The sequence below is a fragment of the Vibrio sp. Vb0667 genome (assembly GCF_033391095.1).
On record NZ_JAWPOL010000013.1, the window covers coordinates 1 to 16,678 of the forward strand.

At 44.8% G+C, this 16,678-nt stretch carries 12 protein-coding genes; 8 read left to right on the plus strand and 4 right to left on the minus strand.

Annotation, left to right across the window (positions count from 1 at the left end; genetic code table 11):
* The first annotated feature begins 72 nt into the window (after window positions 1-72).
* The 3 genes from hemB (at window position 73) to polA (ending at window position 5,102) form a co-directional block, all read left to right on the plus strand.
* Window positions 73-1,134, plus strand: a complete 1,062-nt coding sequence (hemB, locus tag R8269_RS13565) for a porphobilinogen synthase (protein WP_031777176.1) — start codon at window positions 73-75, stop codon at window positions 1,132-1,134.
* Window positions 1,135-1,261: 127 nt separating this feature from the next.
* Entirely contained in the window at window positions 1,262-1,696 is a 435-nt protein-coding gene (locus R8269_RS13570) for a GNAT family N-acetyltransferase (RefSeq protein WP_005379245.1), read from the plus strand.
* A 619-nt stretch (window positions 1,697-2,315) separates the two neighbouring features.
* The gene (gene polA / locus R8269_RS13575; RefSeq protein WP_213880014.1) at window positions 2,316-5,102 is read left to right on the plus strand and encodes a DNA polymerase I; all 2,787 of its coding nucleotides are present in this window, start codon (window positions 2,316-2,318) and stop codon (window positions 5,100-5,102) included.
* A 747-nt stretch (window positions 5,103-5,849) separates the two neighbouring features.
* On the opposite strand, the gene yihA is transcribed toward polA, so the two are convergent.
* Window positions 5,850-6,509 carry a ribosome biogenesis GTP-binding protein YihA/YsxC gene (gene yihA, locus R8269_RS13580; RefSeq protein WP_017635019.1) on the minus strand — a complete coding sequence of 220 codons (660 nt, stop codon included), beginning with the start codon at window positions 6,507-6,509 and terminating at the stop codon, window positions 5,850-5,852.
* Between the two features lie 159 nt (window positions 6,510-6,668).
* Here yihA and R8269_RS13585 point away from each other — a divergent pair, with 159 nt between their 5' ends.
* The 5 genes from R8269_RS13585 (at window position 6,669) to hemN (ending at window position 11,377) form a co-directional block, all read left to right on the plus strand.
* A complete protein-coding gene (locus R8269_RS13585) occupies window positions 6,669-7,286 on the plus strand; it encodes a c-type cytochrome (protein ID WP_005379248.1) in 618 nt (205 codons plus the stop codon).
* A gap of 838 nt (window positions 7,287-8,124) precedes the next feature.
* Entirely contained in the window at window positions 8,125-8,763 is a 639-nt protein-coding gene (locus R8269_RS13590) for a class I SAM-dependent methyltransferase (protein ID WP_005379250.1), read from the plus strand.
* Window positions 8,763-9,305, plus strand: a complete 543-nt coding sequence (yihI, locus tag R8269_RS13595; RefSeq protein WP_005379252.1) for a Der GTPase-activating protein YihI — start codon at window positions 8,763-8,765, stop codon at window positions 9,303-9,305. The genes R8269_RS13590 and yihI overlap by 1 nt, the downstream gene beginning before the upstream one ends.
* A gap of 7 nt (window positions 9,306-9,312) precedes the next feature.
* Window positions 9,313-9,801: a DUF2489 domain-containing protein gene (locus R8269_RS13600; protein WP_005379254.1), complete on the plus strand. Its 489-nt coding sequence runs from the start codon at window positions 9,313-9,315 to the stop codon at window positions 9,799-9,801.
* Between the two features lie 184 nt (window positions 9,802-9,985).
* Entirely contained in the window at window positions 9,986-11,377 is a 1,392-nt protein-coding gene (hemN, locus tag R8269_RS13605) for an oxygen-independent coproporphyrinogen III oxidase (protein WP_025768296.1), read from the plus strand.
* Window positions 11,378-11,446: 69 nt separating this feature from the next.
* Here the strand turns inward: hemN and add are convergent, their stop codons facing one another.
* From add to glnG, 3 genes are all read right to left on the minus strand, one after another.
* Window positions 11,447-12,451 carry an adenosine deaminase gene (gene add, locus R8269_RS13610; protein WP_258476746.1) on the minus strand — a complete coding sequence of 335 codons (1,005 nt, stop codon included), beginning with the start codon at window positions 12,449-12,451 and terminating at the stop codon, window positions 11,447-11,449.
* Window positions 12,452-12,598: 147 nt separating this feature from the next.
* The gene (locus R8269_RS13615; protein ID WP_053303413.1) at window positions 12,599-15,145 is read right to left on the minus strand and encodes an EAL domain-containing protein; all 2,547 of its coding nucleotides are present in this window, start codon (window positions 15,143-15,145) and stop codon (window positions 12,599-12,601) included.
* Window positions 15,146-15,247: 102 nt separating this feature from the next.
* Entirely contained in the window at window positions 15,248-16,651 is a 1,404-nt protein-coding gene (glnG, locus tag R8269_RS13620; RefSeq protein WP_005379267.1) for a nitrogen regulation protein NR(I), read from the minus strand.
* Window positions 16,652-16,678 lie beyond the last annotated feature (27 nt).

The following is a 16,678-nucleotide window of genomic DNA, read 5'->3' on the forward strand; positions in this document are numbered from 1 at the left end:
TGCATCAAGAGTGATATGATTTTGTTCACCAGATGATTTGATCATCATAACCGTCCAGACAAGGAGAAAATGGTGTCTGTATCAATTCAAGGTCCATTCCCTGCACGCCGTATGCGTCGTTTACGTAAGCACGATTTTAGTCGTCGTTTGATGGCTGAGAACCAACTTTCTGTTAATGATCTGATTTACCCAATGTTCATTCTTATGGGTAAAGATCGTCGTGAGAGCGTGGAGTCCATGCCGGGTGTAGAGCGTTTGTCGATTGATTTAATGCTAGAAGAAGCACAATACCTTGCAAATCTAGGCGTTCCAGCAATCGCGCTTTTCCCTGTCGTAAATCAAGACGCTAAAAGCTTATGTGCTACTGAAGCCTACAACCCAGAAGGTTTGGTTCAGCGAGCAGTACGAGCGCTTAAAGAACACATTCCTCAAATTGGTGTAATCACAGACGTGGCACTCGACCCATTCACGACACATGGCCAAGACGGCATCATCGATGAAGATGGCTACGTAATGAATGATGAAACCACAGAAGTATTGGTTAAGCAGGCTTTGTCTCATGCAGAAGCGGGTGCTGACGTAGTCGCGCCTTCAGACATGATGGATGGCCGAATTGGTAAGATCCGCGAAGCATTAGAAAACGCGGGCTACATTCATACTCAAATCATGGCTTACTCGGCTAAGTACGCATCGAACTACTACGGACCATTCCGTGATGCGGTTGGCTCTTCTTCAAATCTAAAAGGCGGCAACAAGAAAAACTACCAAATGGACCCTGCAAACATTGACGAAGCGATCCATGAAGTGGCGCTAGACATCAATGAAGGTGCGGACATGGTGATGGTTAAACCTGGTATGCCATACTTAGATGTAGTTCGCCGAGTTAAAACCGAACTTCAGGTACCGACGTTTGCTTATCAGGTGTCTGGTGAGTACGCGATGCATAAAGCGGCGATCATGAATGGCTGGCTCAAAGAGCGTGAAATTGTGATGGAATCACTATTGTGCTTCAAACGTGCAGGTGCAGATGGCATCTTAACGTACTTTGCGAAAGACGTTGCTGAGTGGTTGGCAGAAGAGAATGCACAAACTGCTCAACACCTAAATCGTACTCCGGAAGCGACAGAAGAGTAATTATCGCTCAGTGAGAAATACCAGACCAACAAGAGTTGTTCGTCTGTATATACCCAAGTAACCTCAGGCGGATTACAACAGTAACAATCCAAGGTGCTTGGGTATTTTTATTTTGGAGAAGAGAACAATGACAATGCTGATTCGTGAAGGCACATTGGAAGAAGCACTTCAAGTTGTGGCGCGTGTTACCGAGTTTTCGAAAGGAGAAACGGTAGACTCCATGACTCAACGTTTAGAAGAGAAAAACAGTTTAATCCTCGTTGCAGAAAAAAATGGCACGATTGTCGGCTTCAAAATAGGTTACGAATTAGAGGATGGTGTTTTCTATAGCTGGTTAGGTGGTGTTGTCCCTGAAGCTCGAAATGAAGGCGTGGCACAGCTGCTTTTGGAAGCTCAAGAGGATTGGGTGGCAGAACAAGGCTACAACACATTAAAAGTGAAATCTCGAAACCAGTTTCCGGCTATGCTTCGCTTGTTATTGAGAAATGGCTATATCATTGAAAAGTTTGAAGAAAAAGTAAATCTTCGAGAGTCTCGAGTGCATTTCATTAAAGCAATGTGAAAATAAATGAGATTTTTTCTCATTTAACTGTTGACTACGAAATGAGAATCATTATTATTAAACCTGTCTTAGGGAATGAGGAAAGTTCACAAGGACGTTGAGTGACTTATTAACAGAAGTTAATTAACTGAAAGTTGAGAAGTGATGAAACATTTTTCCGAGAACTTGCACGAATTCTTTTTGACACGACATTGCTCACATTGCTTCCAGTGTAATTTATAGCTTCTTGGTTAAGCTGCTCTATTTACAGAATTTGCTTTACCACTTCTGCTAGGCGACCCCATTCGGGTCGCTTTTTTCTTTTCTACGATTTCTATTTGACGTCACTATTAATATCTTTTCCACATGCGATGATCATTTTAGGATCGTTGATCTTCTCGCCGTTATGCGAATTTGTTGTTATTAATCAATGGTTTGGGTTGGTGCTTTCTTGTGTTTTTTGTTATTGGATAACCAGTGGATAATTTCTATAAACAGAGTTATCCACAGGAGGTGGTGTTTTCGTGAATAAAGTCGGAAAAATTTACGCGACCTAGATCGAGCGAACAAGATAGATTCAGATCAGCAGTCATGGCATCCTAGGCAGATCTCTCAAGTACTGAATTGGATACAGACAATTATGGCAAGTATTCCTGAAAATCCGTTGATCCTTATCGACGGCTCTTCTTACCTATATCGCGCTTTTCACGCCTACCCGGGCACCATGAGCAATGGTGAAATTCCAACTAATGCCGTTTACGGCGTCGTGAACATGTTACGCAGCATGATGCGTCAGTTTGCGTCTGAGCGCATCGCGGTGGTTTTCGATGCAAAGGGAAAAACCTTTCGTGATGATATGTATGCAGAATACAAAGCGAATCGTCCGCCAATGCCGGATGACCTGCGTTGTCAAATTGAACCATTACACAATGTTATTCGTGCAATGGGTTTGCCGCTGATCTGTGTTCCTGGCGTCGAGGCGGATGACGTCATCGGTACGTTAGCATACCAAGCATCACAAAAGGGCATGCCTGTATTGATCAGTACTGGTGATAAAGACATGGCGCAGCTAGTGGATGATAACATTACCTTGATCAACACCATGACGAACGTCGTAATGGATCGTGAAGGTGTGGTTGAAAAGTTTGGCATTCCACCTGAATTGATCATCGACTACTTAGCACTGATGGGCGATAAAGTAGATAACATTCCTGGTGTACCGGGTGTCGGTGATAAAACAGCGACCGCACTACTGCAAGGTATTGGTGGTCTGACGAAGTTGTATGAAAACCTCGATGATATTGCAGGGCTTGGTTTCCGTGGTTCTAAAACCATGGCGAAAAAGCTCATCGACAACAAAGAAAATGCCATGCTTTCGTATGAGCTCGCGACCATCAAATTGGATGTTGAGCTTGAGGAAACGCCAGAATCATTGCTGAAAGCGGAACCAAATAAAGACGAATTAGTGAAGCTGTATGGCCAACTGACGTTTAAATCTTGGTTGAATGAACTACTTGAAGGCGGTTCTGGATCTGTGGAGGCCGTAGAGCTTGCAGGATCTTCACAAGCTTCTTCTTCTCAAGCCGAGATGGAAACTTCTGCGGTAACAATCGATCGCAGCCAATATGAAACAATTCTGGATAAAGAAACCTTCAATGCTTGGCTAGATAAACTTCAAACGGCTGAGCTGTTTGCATTTGATACGGAGACCGATAACCTAGATTACATGCTAGCGAATCTAGTTGGTTTGTCATTCGCTGTCGATGAAGGTATTGCGGCTTATGTGCCAGTTGCACATGACTATTTAGATGCGCCTGAACAGCTTGATCGTGATTGGGTACTAGAACAGCTGAAGCCAATTCTTGAAGATGCAGCGAAAGCAAAAGTCGGTCAAAACTTAAAGTATGATGCGTCTGTACTCGCTCGTTACGACATTGAGCTAAAAGGTATCAAGCACGACACGATGTTGGAATCGTATATCTACAACAGTGTCGGCGGTAAACACGATATGGACAGCTTGGCGCTTCGCTTCCTACAGCACAGCTGCATTTCTTTTGAGCAAATTGCAGGTAAAGGCAAAAATCAGCTTACGTTTAACCAAATCGAACTGGAACAAGCATCGCCATACGCGGCAGAAGATGCGGATGTGACCCTTCGTCTGCACAATCGCTTGTTTGCTAATATCGAGCAGGATGAAAGCCTAAAGACAGTTTACGAAGAGATTGAAATGCCGTTGGTGCCAGTTCTTTCGCGCATTGAACGCACTGGGGTCTTTATCGATGAAATGAAGCTGAGTGCGCAGTCGGTCGAGATTACCGCTCGCCTTGATGAGCTTGAAAAGAAAGCGTACGAAATTGCTGAGCAAGAGTTTAATATGAACTCTCCAAAGCAATTACAAGCCATCCTATTTGAAAAAATGGGTTTACCGGTTGTGAAGAAAACGCCATCAGGCACACCATCGACGAATGAAGAAGTTCTGCAAGAACTCGCGCTAGACTACCCACTACCAAAACTGATTTTGGAATACCGTGGTCTGGCGAAGCTAAAATCAACTTACACCGACAAACTGCCGAAGATGATCAACCCATCAACGGGTCGCGTGCATACTTCTTACCACCAAGCAGTGACCGCAACGGGTCGTCTATCTTCTACTGATCCGAACTTACAGAATATTCCAATTCGTAACGAAGCCGGCCGTCGTATTCGTCAAGCGTTTGTCGCGCCATCAGGGCATAAAATCTTAGCGGTCGACTACTCGCAAATCGAACTTCGCATCATGGCGCACCTTTCTCGCGACCAAGCTTTATTGGATGCATTCCGTGATGGCAAAGATATCCACGCGGCAACCGCAGCAGAAATCATGGGTGTTTCTATTGAGGACGTTTCAAGTGAGCAACGTCGTCGTGCGAAAGCGGTTAATTTCGGTCTTATTTACGGCATGAGTGCGTTTGGTTTGGCGAAGCAATTAGGCATTCCTCGTGGTGAGGCTCAAGCGTACATGGATACATACTTTGAACGTTACCCAGGCGTGATGCAGTACATGGAAGACACACGCAGCACGGCAGCAGATAAAGGGTATGTTGAAACGATTTTTGGTCGACGTTTGCATTTACCAGAAATCAAATCGCGCAACGGGATGCGTCGTAAAGCTGCTGAACGTGCGGCAATCAACGCACCAATGCAAGGTACGGCTGCGGACATCATTAAGAAAGCGATGCTGTTGGTTGATCAGTGGATTCAGGAAGAAGGCAATGGTCGTGTGAAGTTATTAATGCAAGTACACGATGAATTGGTCTTTGAAGTTGAAGAGTCATCATTGTCCGAAATTGAAAGTAAAGTACAGAAATTGATGGAATCTGCAGCAGAGCTAAAAGTACCGTTGGTTGCAGAAGCAGGTCACGGTGATAACTGGGATCAAGCTCATTAGTCACTTTTAGACCAAAATAACCAATTAATTATGAGCCAGCGCACAAACGCTTGCTTTTTTTTGAGATTAAAAAAGCTAGCGCAAAGTTAACTTTGATGTTGCTTAATAAAAGTTTCATGAAAAAAAACTACAAAAATTCTTTGCAATTCTGACCAATTGTTGTACATTAATACTCGTAGGGTACAGAGGTAAGATGTTCTATCTTTCAGACCTTTTGTTTCACGTTATTGGATTAGGCTGATTCAGCCGCCCCAGTTAGTTTTTGACTGGGGCGTTTTTTATTGGGCGAAAGAAAATTATTCTTTTGGATCAGTAGCTTAAAGTAAGCCTTTAAAAACCTTCTTTTTTGACCTTTCTAAGTCACTGCAAAATCTCGATTTTTCCTTCAAATTTATTGCGTTATTCATCCTGTAAATTTACGCCAGTCACACTATTATTTTTTCTTGAAGGAAACTAAGTTACATCTTTTTGAAGCTTTGCTTGGCTTAAATGTCTGAATTGTAAAGCTATTGGGTGTTTTTCGAGTGAATGTTTGGTGATGCACAGGAAACAAGAGCGCTTTTTAACCTATTGAAATCGAATCTCAGTTCAGCAATGCTTCGTCACATAACAATAATTACCAATTTTTCTCTCCCGTTATCCCTGCCAGGAAGGCGGGGATTTTTATTGTCTGTTATTTAGTTCAGATAAACAAAAGCCCCACCAAATGGCAGGGCCGTGTCGAAGAAATTTAACAAATATTGTTAATTATTCTTCATCGCTCGCTGGTATCTCTTGTTCGTCTTCTTCTATCAGGTGCGCTAGTGCTGGTGCAAACCAGGTATCCAGTTTTGCACGTAGCTGATCGACACCTAATCCTTTAAGTGAAGAGAACACATCAACAGAAACGTCACCACCGAAAGTTTCTACTTGCTTACGAACTTTCAGTAGAGTTTGTTTGCGTGCACCACTTTTTAGTTTATCTGCTTTGGTTAGCAAAACCTGCACAGGAATGTGGCTATCGATGGCCCAGAAAATCATTTGTTGGTCGAGATCTTTCATTGGATGACGAATGTCCATTAGAACCACTAAGCCTTTTAGGCACTCGCGTTTCTGTAGGTATTCACCCAAAGATTTCTGCCATTTGTTTTTCATCTCTACCGGTACTTGAGCAAAACCGTATCCAGGTAGATCGACAATGTGACAACCTTCTTCTACTTTGAAAAGGTTGATTAATTGCGTACGACCAGGTGTCTTTGATGTCTTGGCTAAGCTTTTTTGATTAGTTAGACGGTTAAGTGCACTCGATTTACCAGCGTTTGAGCGTCCTGCAAACGCAATTTCGACACCTTCGTCTTCCGGCAGGTGACGAATATCGGGTGCGCTGGTGATGAAATGCGTATTTTGGTAATGAATTTTTACGCTCACTGTTAACTCCATCTCGACTTTGTGTAGTCGATTGATTACTTTTTTGTGAAAATGTGTAAAATAACCGTGCTCGGCATAAGGTCGCCTATTGTACCATGAGTGTACGCGGTATGTTCACATTCCGTGGTACTGGAAGCTTGATAATTATAATGGAATGTCATGAAGAAATTAGCGCTAATTTTGAGTCTTTTAGCCAGTTGCTCAGTATGGGCCCAAGGTAATATTGAGGCTGGTAAAGCAAAATCACAAACCTGTGTCGCCTGTCACGGAGCAGATGGCAACAGTGCAATAACAACGTACCCGAAACTCGCAGGCCAACACGCTAAGTATCTTGAGAAGCAGTTAAAAGAACTTAAGCTAGGCATGACAAGTGGTGGTAAACAAGGTCGTTACGATCCTGTAATGAGTGGTATGGCAATGCCACTGAGCGATGAAGATATCGCAGACCTATCTGCTTACTACGCTTCGCTACCAGTTTCAGAAAACTCAACACCTGAAGATGTAGTAGCAAAAGGCAAAACGCTTTATACCGCTGGTGATGCCGAGCGTGGCCTAACCGCATGTATTGCATGTCATGGTCCTCGTGGCAATGGTACTGAGCTTTCAGGTTTCCCGAAAATTTCTGGTCAGCATGCTGACTACATCAAAGCTCAGCTAGAAAAATTCCGTGATGGCGACCGTGGCAATGATATGAATGCCATGATGCGCGACATCGCGAAGAAAATGACAGACGAAGATATCGAAGTGCTGTCTAAATACGTTGGCGGTCTGCACTAATATACCTAAATCGCTCAAGATCCTGCATCTTGAGCTGGTTGGGTAGATGTCCCTACATCGTTCGAGCAACTTGTACAAAAATGCCCTAGTGAATCCACTAGGGCATTTTTGTTCGTGACAGATATCACAGTCGAGTTTGGATGCGAAAGCGATAGTTGGCTCGGCAGTTTGTGAGACATTTGCCATACTTGATGTTGGCTTTTTCTTGTTAGTGTTTTTAAGCTTTTGATTAAATGATAATTTTGATTTTTTAGAAAAATAGGCGGATTATTTTTTCAACCCATTACTTGTGAGCATAACGGGATGGCGTAAAGTAGAAGTCGTTCACAGGGAGTGAATGTAAGGATTTAAGACCACGGTTTAGGTCTCCAAGGATGTAGCTCGGATGCTTGGTGATTTAGAAAGGGATTTAGATAGGTAGGGAGCCTATCAGATAAGGATGGTCATCTCGTCTGACGGTTAAGACAGTGAAACGGATCAGGCACAGGAAGTTGCTCAGTAGACAGGAAGTAAACGGATAGCCAAAACTCATCAGGAAGATGAAAAACAACTCTTTTTGGCAGGGAAAGCTCTAAAAACAAAGGGATCATTGGTGCACCAAATGTGTGCAACACAGTTTCGCCAATTGATGGCACTTAGAAAGCGACAGTCTGACTGTCGCTTTTTTTATATCCGTTGACTTGCTCAGTCGTAACTTGAATTGAGATTACTGCACTTATTTAGCTTTATAGGTTGTAAACAAAGTTTTTTAATAAAAATTGCTGAAAAAATACTCAACAACACTCCAATCCGAGTTCACTTTCTGGTATGTTTCGCATCCCTGTTTGAGGAAGTCAGCATGCATACCTGTCCTTTATGCCAAAATCAGCGCACTCACCATTATTTTGAAGATAAGCGTCGTGAATATCTTCAATGTGAGCAGTGCAGCTTGGTATTCGTAAATCCAGACCAACGTTTGGATGCGGAAAGCGAAAAAGCTCACTATGATTTGCATGAGAACAACCCCGATGATTTGGGTTACCGACGCTTTTTGTCGCGTATTGCTGACCCGATCACAGAGCGAATTTCTCCACAATCAAATGGTATCGATTTTGGTTGTGGTCCTGGCCCAACGCTCTCCTTGATGCTGGAAGAGGCGGGGCACAACATGGCGTTGTACGATCTCTACTACCACCCTGATACGTCGGTTTTAGAAAAAACGTACGACTTCATGACAGCAACAGAGGTGATAGAGCACCTCTACCACCCAGATTTGGTGTGGAAGCAATGGTTGAATTTAGTTAAGCCAGGGGGCTGGATAGGCCTGATGACGAAAATGGTCATCGACGTGGAGGCTTTCAAATCATGGCATTATAAGAACGATCTCACTCACGTAGTGTTCTTTAGTCGTGACACGTTCCAGTTCCTAGCAGAGCGGGATAAGCTCGAACTCGAATTTATTGGTAATGATGTAATTTTACTGAGGAAACCCCAGTAATGAGCCGTAGTAAAAAATCTAGAAAACCGGGTGCCGCTGGTGCACCTGAGTTTGTTGTAACTCGTAACCGTACAGAATCTGATGTGGAAGGCCGCTTACGCAAGCGTGCTAAAAAGCGTAAAGGTCTGAAAACGGGTAACCGTAACTCAGAAGTTAACGAGCAGAAAAAGCAAGCTGCTGCACAAAATCGCGACCCGCGCTTAGGCAGCAAAAAGAAAATACCTCTGATTGTTGAACCTGCGAAGAAAATGACGAAGCAAGAGCGTCGTTTGTCGGCAGAGCAAGAACTAGAGATGCTAGAAAATGACGCGCAATTGAACGTGTTGCTAGACCGTATTGAAGCGGGTGAAAACCTGGGCACAGGTCTACAGAAATTCGTCGATGAGAAACTCGATCGCATTGAGAAGCTAATGGACCAACTAGGTTTGTTGGAACCTGAAGAAGAGGAAGACTTCACTGCACCTGCTGAGAAAAGCACGCGCAACGATGATGACTTGCTGGCAGATTTCGACGACATTAATTTCGACGACTATAAAGGATAATTAAGCTATGAATGTAACCTTATTAGCTATTGCTGGTGTTGTGATTATCATCGCACTCGCTTCTTATGCAGGTTACCTTCTGCTTCAATTGAAAAAGCAAAAGGAATTGCAGCTGAAGCATCAAAAATTGGCGATAGACAAACGTAACGCCAACATTTTTGAGAATGTGCATACCTTGTGTCAGGCGGGCATTCAAGGGCAGTGCGATTTATCTGAAATCAGTATCCGTGTGTATAACATCATGGATTATGTACAAGGTGAAGACCGCGTTGATTTCGATAAAACGTACCCTGCGATTTCTGAGCTTTACCACATAGTGAAAGATATGGCGCGTGGCGAAGAACGCCAACAACTTGCCAAGAAAGAGCGTATGCAACAGAACTTGACGCGTCATAAAGCGGAAAGCCGCCTCACTGATGCGATTATTGAGGAGCTCAAAGTGTTGCAGAAAAACGTCCAGCCACTGAATAATCAAATCAATATTCAGATGATTTAAGCGCGACCTCCAATAGTCTCCTTATGGCTAATGGGGGTATCGTGATCACGCTAGCACTTCTTTAGTTTTATACTTAAAAAGCCAGTCGGCGTTGCCACGCTTGTCATCGTCGTATGGCAAAATAGCGGCTCTGAATATCGGGTGACGGCTTTCGTTGCCCTAGCATTTAACGGAAAGTACCACCATGTCGAATCAACACACTGAATCGAAACAGCAAATCGTCTGGGATCAAGCGGTATTGGATAAGTACAACTATTCCGGGCCTCGTTATACGTCGTACCCAACGGCGCTGGAGTTTCATGAAGCGTTCACCATTTCTGATTATGATATGGCATGCACTCAATACCCAGAACGCCCATTATCGCTGTACGTACACATTCCGTTCTGTCACAAGCTTTGTTACTACTGTGGATGTAATAAAGTCATTACGCGCCACTCGCACAAAGCGGATGAATACCTCGACGTGCTTGAACACGAAATTCGTCAACGTGCTGCATTACTTGTTGGTCGCACCGTGACGCAATTGCATTTTGGTGGTGGTACACCGACGTTTCTCTCTGAAAAGCAAATCACGCGTGTAATGAGCCTGCTACGCCAAGAGTTTACTTTTAGTAGCGATGCTGAAATCAGTATCGAGGTTGACCCGCGTGAAATCGAGCTGACCATGCTGGATCATCTGCGTAGTGAAGGCTTCAATCGCTTGAGCATCGGTGTTCAGGACTTCAACAAAGAAGTGCAAAAACTGGTGAATCGAGAGCAAGATGAAGAGTTCATCGTTGCGATGGTTGCGCGCGCAAAAGAGTTAGGCTTTCGTTCGACGAACCTAGATTTGATTTACGGTTTACCGAAGCAGACCAAAGAATCTTTTGCCAAGACTCTAGAACAAGTGCTAGAGATGCAGCCGGGCCGTCTATCCGTGTTTAACTACGCGCACATGCCACAGCTATTTGCAGCGCAGCGTAAGATTAAAGACGAAGACCTGCCAAAGGCAGAAGAGAAGATGGCGATTCTGCAAGACACCATCGCGACACTGACCGGTGCTGGCTACCAATTTATCGGTATGGACCACTTTGCTTTGCCGGACGATGAACTTGCTGTTGCCCAGCGCGAAGGTATTTTGCATCGCAATTTCCAAGGCTACACCACACAAGGTGAATGTGACTTGGTTGGCTTTGGTGTTTCTGCAATCTCGATGATCGGCGATGCGTACGCGCAAAACCAGAAAGAGCTGAAGAAATACTACGCTCAAGTCAACGAACTTCGTCACGCTCTATGGAAAGGGGTCTCTCTGGACTCCGATGATTTGCTCCGTCGCGAAGTGATTAAGCAGCTGATTTGTAACTTCAAGTTAGACAAGAAAGCCATTGAGTCTGAGTTTAAAGTGAGGTTTGAACAGTACTTTAAAGAAGATTTGCAGCTACTTCAGACCTTTATTAACGATGAGCTGGTGGAAGTGGATGATAATGAAATTCGTGTGACGCTGCGAGGTCGTTTGTTGATCCGTAATATTTGTATGAGCTTCGATAAATACCTACGAGCAAAGGCACGTCAGCAACAGTTCTCTCGTGTTATTTAATCAGAGATACAGATTCAAGATATAAAAAATGCCAGCAGATGCTGGCATTTTTTTATGTTTTCGCTGGATTTAAGCGCGATCTTTTACTTTTTCTCTCAGTTCCGATTTTTCTGCTTCTGAAAGGAACGCAATCTCAAGGCCATTGATTTGCGCTTGGCGAATCTGGTCTTGGCTCAGGCCAGCGGCTGGTGCCGCTACTTCGTATTCGTATGGCAGTTCGATGCCTTCAACCGCTGGATCGTCAGTGTTCAAACACGCAAGAACGCCATGCTCTAGGAACTGCTTGAGAGGGTGGTTTTCTAGCGTTTCTACCGTACTTGTTTGGTAGTTTGACGTCAGGCAAGATTCAATACCAATGCGGTTTTCTGCTAGGTAATCCATCAGTTTTGGATCGTGAATCGCTTTTACGCCGTGACCGATACGAGTTGCGCCCAGCTCATTGATTGCTTGCCACATGCTCTCTGTACCTGCTGCTTCACCAGCATGGACCGTTACCCCAAGGCCAGCATCGCGCACTTGCTTGAAGTGAGACACAAAGCGATCACCCGGTTGGCCTAGCTCGTCACCCGCAAGGTCAACGGCAACGATGTGATCTTTCTGGCTCAGAATGCCGTCCAGTTCTTGTTGACATGCGTCAGTACCAAATGTACGACTCATGATACCGATCAGGTTGGCTTTCACGCCAAAATCGCGCATACCCGCTTGCACACCGTCCACGACGGCTTCAACAACCCCCGCTACTGGTAGTTTGTGTTTCATCGCCATGTAGTAAGGAGAGAAACGCAGCTCTGCGTAATCGATTTGTGCGTTTAGCGCGTCTTCTACGTTTTCGTACGCGACACGACGACACGCATCTAGATCGCCCAGTACAGCAACACCCCAGTCGAGCTTAGAAAGGAAAGCAACAAGAGAGGGTTCCGCTTCGACAATTTGAACGTGAGGAGTGAGAGACTCAATATCGTACGCTGGTAGGGCAATGCCAAACTTTTGGCCTAGCTCAAGAATCGTTTTAGTACGAATGTTACCGTCGAGGTGACGGTGCAAATCAGTAAGAGGAAGGTTCTTCGTTATCATTTTGTCGATCCGGATAGTTATGAACTGGAACAGGGCCCAAACATCATCTGTGACAATACATGGGTAAGATTTGCAGTTAAGTATAAATAACAGTTGGGTAGATTGTCAGTAGAGGATGACTAGGAAATCAACGATTCTCGCTCTTTTCTACTTCATGTTCACCAAATGTGTTGGCCATTCTTCTAGTGGCATAGGGCGGCTGTAGTAGAAGCCTTGCACCTGATTACAGCCTAAAGAGCGCAGTAATTGTGCTTGATTGCTATCCTCGACACCTTCCGCGACGACATTAGTTTTGAGACCTGCTGTGATATTGATGACGGCAGCGACGACTGAACTGTTTAAGTTTTCTTGTGTGAGTTGATTGATGAAGGTGCGATCAATCTTCAAGCAGGTAAACGGCAGAGAGTGGAGGTAACCCAGTGATGAGTAGCCGGTGCCAAAGTCATCTATCGCGATACCAATACCCATTTCACGCAGTTTAGTCATATTTTCTAGTGTGGTCGGTGCGCTATCAATGATACGTGATTCTGTGATCTCTAGTGTGAGGTTACTTGCTGGTAATTTCGTGATATCCAATACGCTTGTCACCGTATCAACAAAACTTGGGCAGGATAGTTGATTAACGGAGATATTCACATGCAGTTGGAAGTCCGACGGCCACTGTTTGCTTTCGATCGCTTGGTAAGTGTCGCGACAAGCTTGTAACAGAATCTGTTGGCCGATGGCTTTGATCATGCCGCTTTCTTCCGCGATTGGGATAAAATCTAATGGTGACACCATACCTGAGTCGCTATGCCAACGCGCAAGTGCTTCGGCGCCACACACTGTGCCACTGACGAGATCCACAATCGGTTGGTAATGAGGAATAAACTCTCGGTTTTCAATGCCAGTTTGGATCTTGGTCAGCATTTGCGTACGAAACTTTGAAGCGCTCGCCAGTTCTGGGCTGTAGTGACAAACACCAGTCAGTGAGTCTTGTTTAGCGTAACTTAATGCGATGCTGGCGTTGCGTAACCATAAAGGCATGGTTTCGTTTGGCTGGGTTTGTACAATACCAAGTGAAATCTTCATCACTACATTCTCGCCTTCCACCATAAATGGGGTGGAAAAGAGTTGCTGTAATCGACGCTCGGTTTGTTTAATTTTGGTTTCAGTGTCGACATTTGAGAGAAACACCGCGAATTCGTCACCACCAATCCGAGCCAATAATGCGTTGTCACGAAACTGCTGTTTTAACCTTTTAGCGATGCTGACCAACAACTGGTCGCCGTTGTGATGACCCACACTGTCGTTGATATCTCTAAATTTGTTGATGCCAAGTAAAAATAAACTGCCGTGACAAAGATGAGACTGATTTTCACAGATTTCGACCAAACCCTGACGGCTATATAAGCGTGTTAGAGAGTCATAAACCAACTGTTCACGCAATGCTTTGAATGAAGCTCTTAGATTGTTCGCCATTTCATTAAAAGCATGAACCAGTACGGTTGTCTCATACACATAACCAGGCTTTGGCATGCCGCTATCCCAATCCCCATTTGCCAGGTGCTGAGCGGCGGCGGCCGTCGCGTTAATTGGTCTGGTAACTCGGTTGAAAATGATCCAACTGATGGCGATCCCAAATAGGCTTACAATAATGCCAACGAGCCAGCTCTCTTGCTGGCTTTTCGGTAACAGGCCGAGAAGCTCGGACTCCGAAATGGAGGTGCCAATAAACCATGTTAAGCCATCTTGGTCTCGATACGGGGTTAGCCGACTGAAAATACGTTGGCCATCATGTTCAAATGAAAAAGTATAAGGTTGCTTGGTGTTGTTGAGATCGAAAGACCGGACGCGGCTCGCACTGATTTTGATGATCGGGTCTGCGTTTTCAGCGGCAAGCAAACGCTGCCCTTTATCCGAAAATTTTGTGCCCCATGAGATGACGCTTCCCGGGCCTGAGTGAGCGATTAAACGATGATCTGGGTCCATGATGTAGACCGACGCTTTAGTGTTGTATTTTAACTCGCGCAGGAATTCGTTGAATGTATTGATACGAATGTCTGTCACCAAAACACCAGCAAATTGGTCGTGTTTGTACACCGGCGTCATGGCTGATAGCGTAATATCCTGGCGTTCATCAGCATTGGTATAAATTTCAGACCAAGTGGCGTTTTGGCTCTCTGCAACGGGCTTATACCATGGGCGAGTGCGAGGATCGTATTGGGAGATAACCGTTCGAATGTTGTTACTCACATGGTTGGTTCCATAAATAACCAGATCACCATCGGTGTGGCGATCTTGCACCATTAAGGTGTAATCGTCGGAAAGTTCGCGGCGAAAGCCTGCAAAGTCGCCGTTTTCTGAACCAAATGCGATTACATCCAACTGCGGTATCGATTGGTAAAGATTTTTGAATGCACTTAGCAGGTAGTTTTGAATGTCTGAGGTATCGTGAGGGCGATAAAGGTTGTGATAGCTGACGTTGTGCGCGAGAGCCATAACCGCAGTAAAAGGCTTACGTAGATAGCTATTGAGGTGGTCGTGGACACTTTCGGTTAACACGGAAAGTTGCTTGTCACTGATATCCGTGACCACTTCTTCGTAACTTTGTTTTTGGACGTAGACAATGACACCGATCGCCAGTAAGAAGATCATGACAAATGGAATCAAAACAGCAGTACGCAGTGTAATTTGAGTCGTAGCAGTAGACATCGCCTAATCACATAGATGGTGGTGCGCCACAATTGTACTGATGTTTTTATTAATATCGAGTGACAAACGACGCTCGTTGTTAATGCACCACGTAAGTGATTGTCAGTACAATTCTTTTAATTTTCTGGTGAGTGTATTTCGCCCCCAGCCTAATACTTTAGCGGCATCTTGCTTATGACCTTTAGTGTGCTCTAAGGCTGCTTCTAATAAAATGCGTTCAAATTCTGGTAAAGCGTAAGAAAGCAGTTCTTTATCTCCTGCTGCGAGTGAATGCCGTGCCCAATCCGCCAATTGTTCTTGCCAACTACCATGTGCAGAGTCTGAAATGGATTTTTTCTCTTCGAGTAGTTCGCTTGGCAAGTCATTTGGTAACACCTCGCTACCACTGGCCATAACGGTTAACCAACGGCAAATATTCTCTAATTGACGCACGTTGCCAGGCCAATCAAGGCGGTTAAGAATCTCTACAGTCGACGGGTGGAGAGTTTTTGTTTCCACACCAAGCTCATCAGCCGCACGGATAAGAAAATGCTGTGTAAGCTTTTCAATGTCTTGCTTACGCTCACGCAGTGCCGGGATCTGAACGCGAATCACGTTTAAGCGATGAAAGAGGTCCTCACGGAAGTCACCTTCGTGCACCAGCTTTTCTAAGTTCTGGTGTGTTGCCGCGACAATTCGTACATCGACACTAATCGGAGAGTGACCGCCCACTCGATAAAACTGCCCGTCAGCTAGAACGCGTAGTAAACGAGTTTGAATGTCCAATGGCATGTCGCCGATTTCGTCTAAAAATAGAGTGCCGCCATTGGCTTGTTCGAATCGTCCTTGACGAACATTGTTTGCCCCCGTAAACGCGCCTTTTTCGTGGCCAAATAGTTCTGATTCAATCAAGTCTTTGGGAATCGCCGCCATATTGAGCGCAATGAAAGGTTTGTTAGCACGTGGACTGTGACGGTGCAGTGCATGAGCAACGAGTTCTTTACCCGTGCCCGATTCACCGTTAATCAAGACTGAAATAGAGGAGCGAGAAAGACGACCAATGGCGCGAAACACCTCTTGCATCGCTGGTGCTTCACCGATAATTTCAGGCGTTTCTGCTGGAATGTCTTCTGGAGAGAGCTGCTCGCGTTTGTTTTCGTGGCTGTGTGCAATGGCTCGCTCAACCAGAGTTAAGGTTTCATCAATATCAAAAGGTTTTGGTAAATATTCAAAAGCACCTTTTTGGTACGCATTCACTGCCGCATCTAAATCTGAGTGTGCGGTCATGATAATCACGGGAAGGTCTGGGTAATCGCGCTGTACTTGTTTTAGTAGCTCCAACCCATCAATACCTGGCATGCGAATGTCTGATACTAGAACATCCGGCACTTCGCGTTCGAGCGCCATTAACACGCTTTCTCCATCGGCATAGGTTTCACATTTGATGTTGGCAGAGGAGAGCGTTTTCTCCATTACCCAGCGAATTGAACTGTCGTCATCAACGACCCAAACATATCCTTTACTCATGTAGTAATCCTTGCAGCAAACCGAAAA

Coding starts and splice junctions, on each gene's coding strand:
- glnG (WP_005379267.1), bottom strand. CDS start 16,651: ATGAGTAAAGGATATGTTTGGGTCGTTGATGACGACAGTTCAATTCGC.
- R8269_RS13570 (WP_005379245.1), top strand. CDS start 1,262: ATGACAATGCTGATTCGTGAAGGCACATTGGAAGAAGCACTTCAAGTT.
- yihI (WP_005379252.1), top strand. CDS start 8,763: ATGAGCCGTAGTAAAAAATCTAGAAAACCGGGTGCCGCTGGTGCACCT.
- R8269_RS13585 (WP_005379248.1), top strand. CDS start 6,669: ATGAAGAAATTAGCGCTAATTTTGAGTCTTTTAGCCAGTTGCTCAGTA.
- R8269_RS13590 (WP_005379250.1), top strand. CDS start 8,125: ATGCATACCTGTCCTTTATGCCAAAATCAGCGCACTCACCATTATTTT.
- R8269_RS13615 (WP_053303413.1), bottom strand. CDS start 15,145: ATGTCTACTGCTACGACTCAAATTACACTGCGTACTGCTGTTTTGATT.
- hemN (WP_025768296.1), top strand. CDS start 9,986: ATGTCGAATCAACACACTGAATCGAAACAGCAAATCGTCTGGGATCAA.
- R8269_RS13600 (WP_005379254.1), top strand. CDS start 9,313: ATGAATGTAACCTTATTAGCTATTGCTGGTGTTGTGATTATCATCGCA.
- add (WP_258476746.1), bottom strand. CDS start 12,451: ATGATAACGAAGAACCTTCCTCTTACTGATTTGCACCGTCACCTCGAC.
- polA (WP_213880014.1), top strand. CDS start 2,316: ATGGCAAGTATTCCTGAAAATCCGTTGATCCTTATCGACGGCTCTTCT.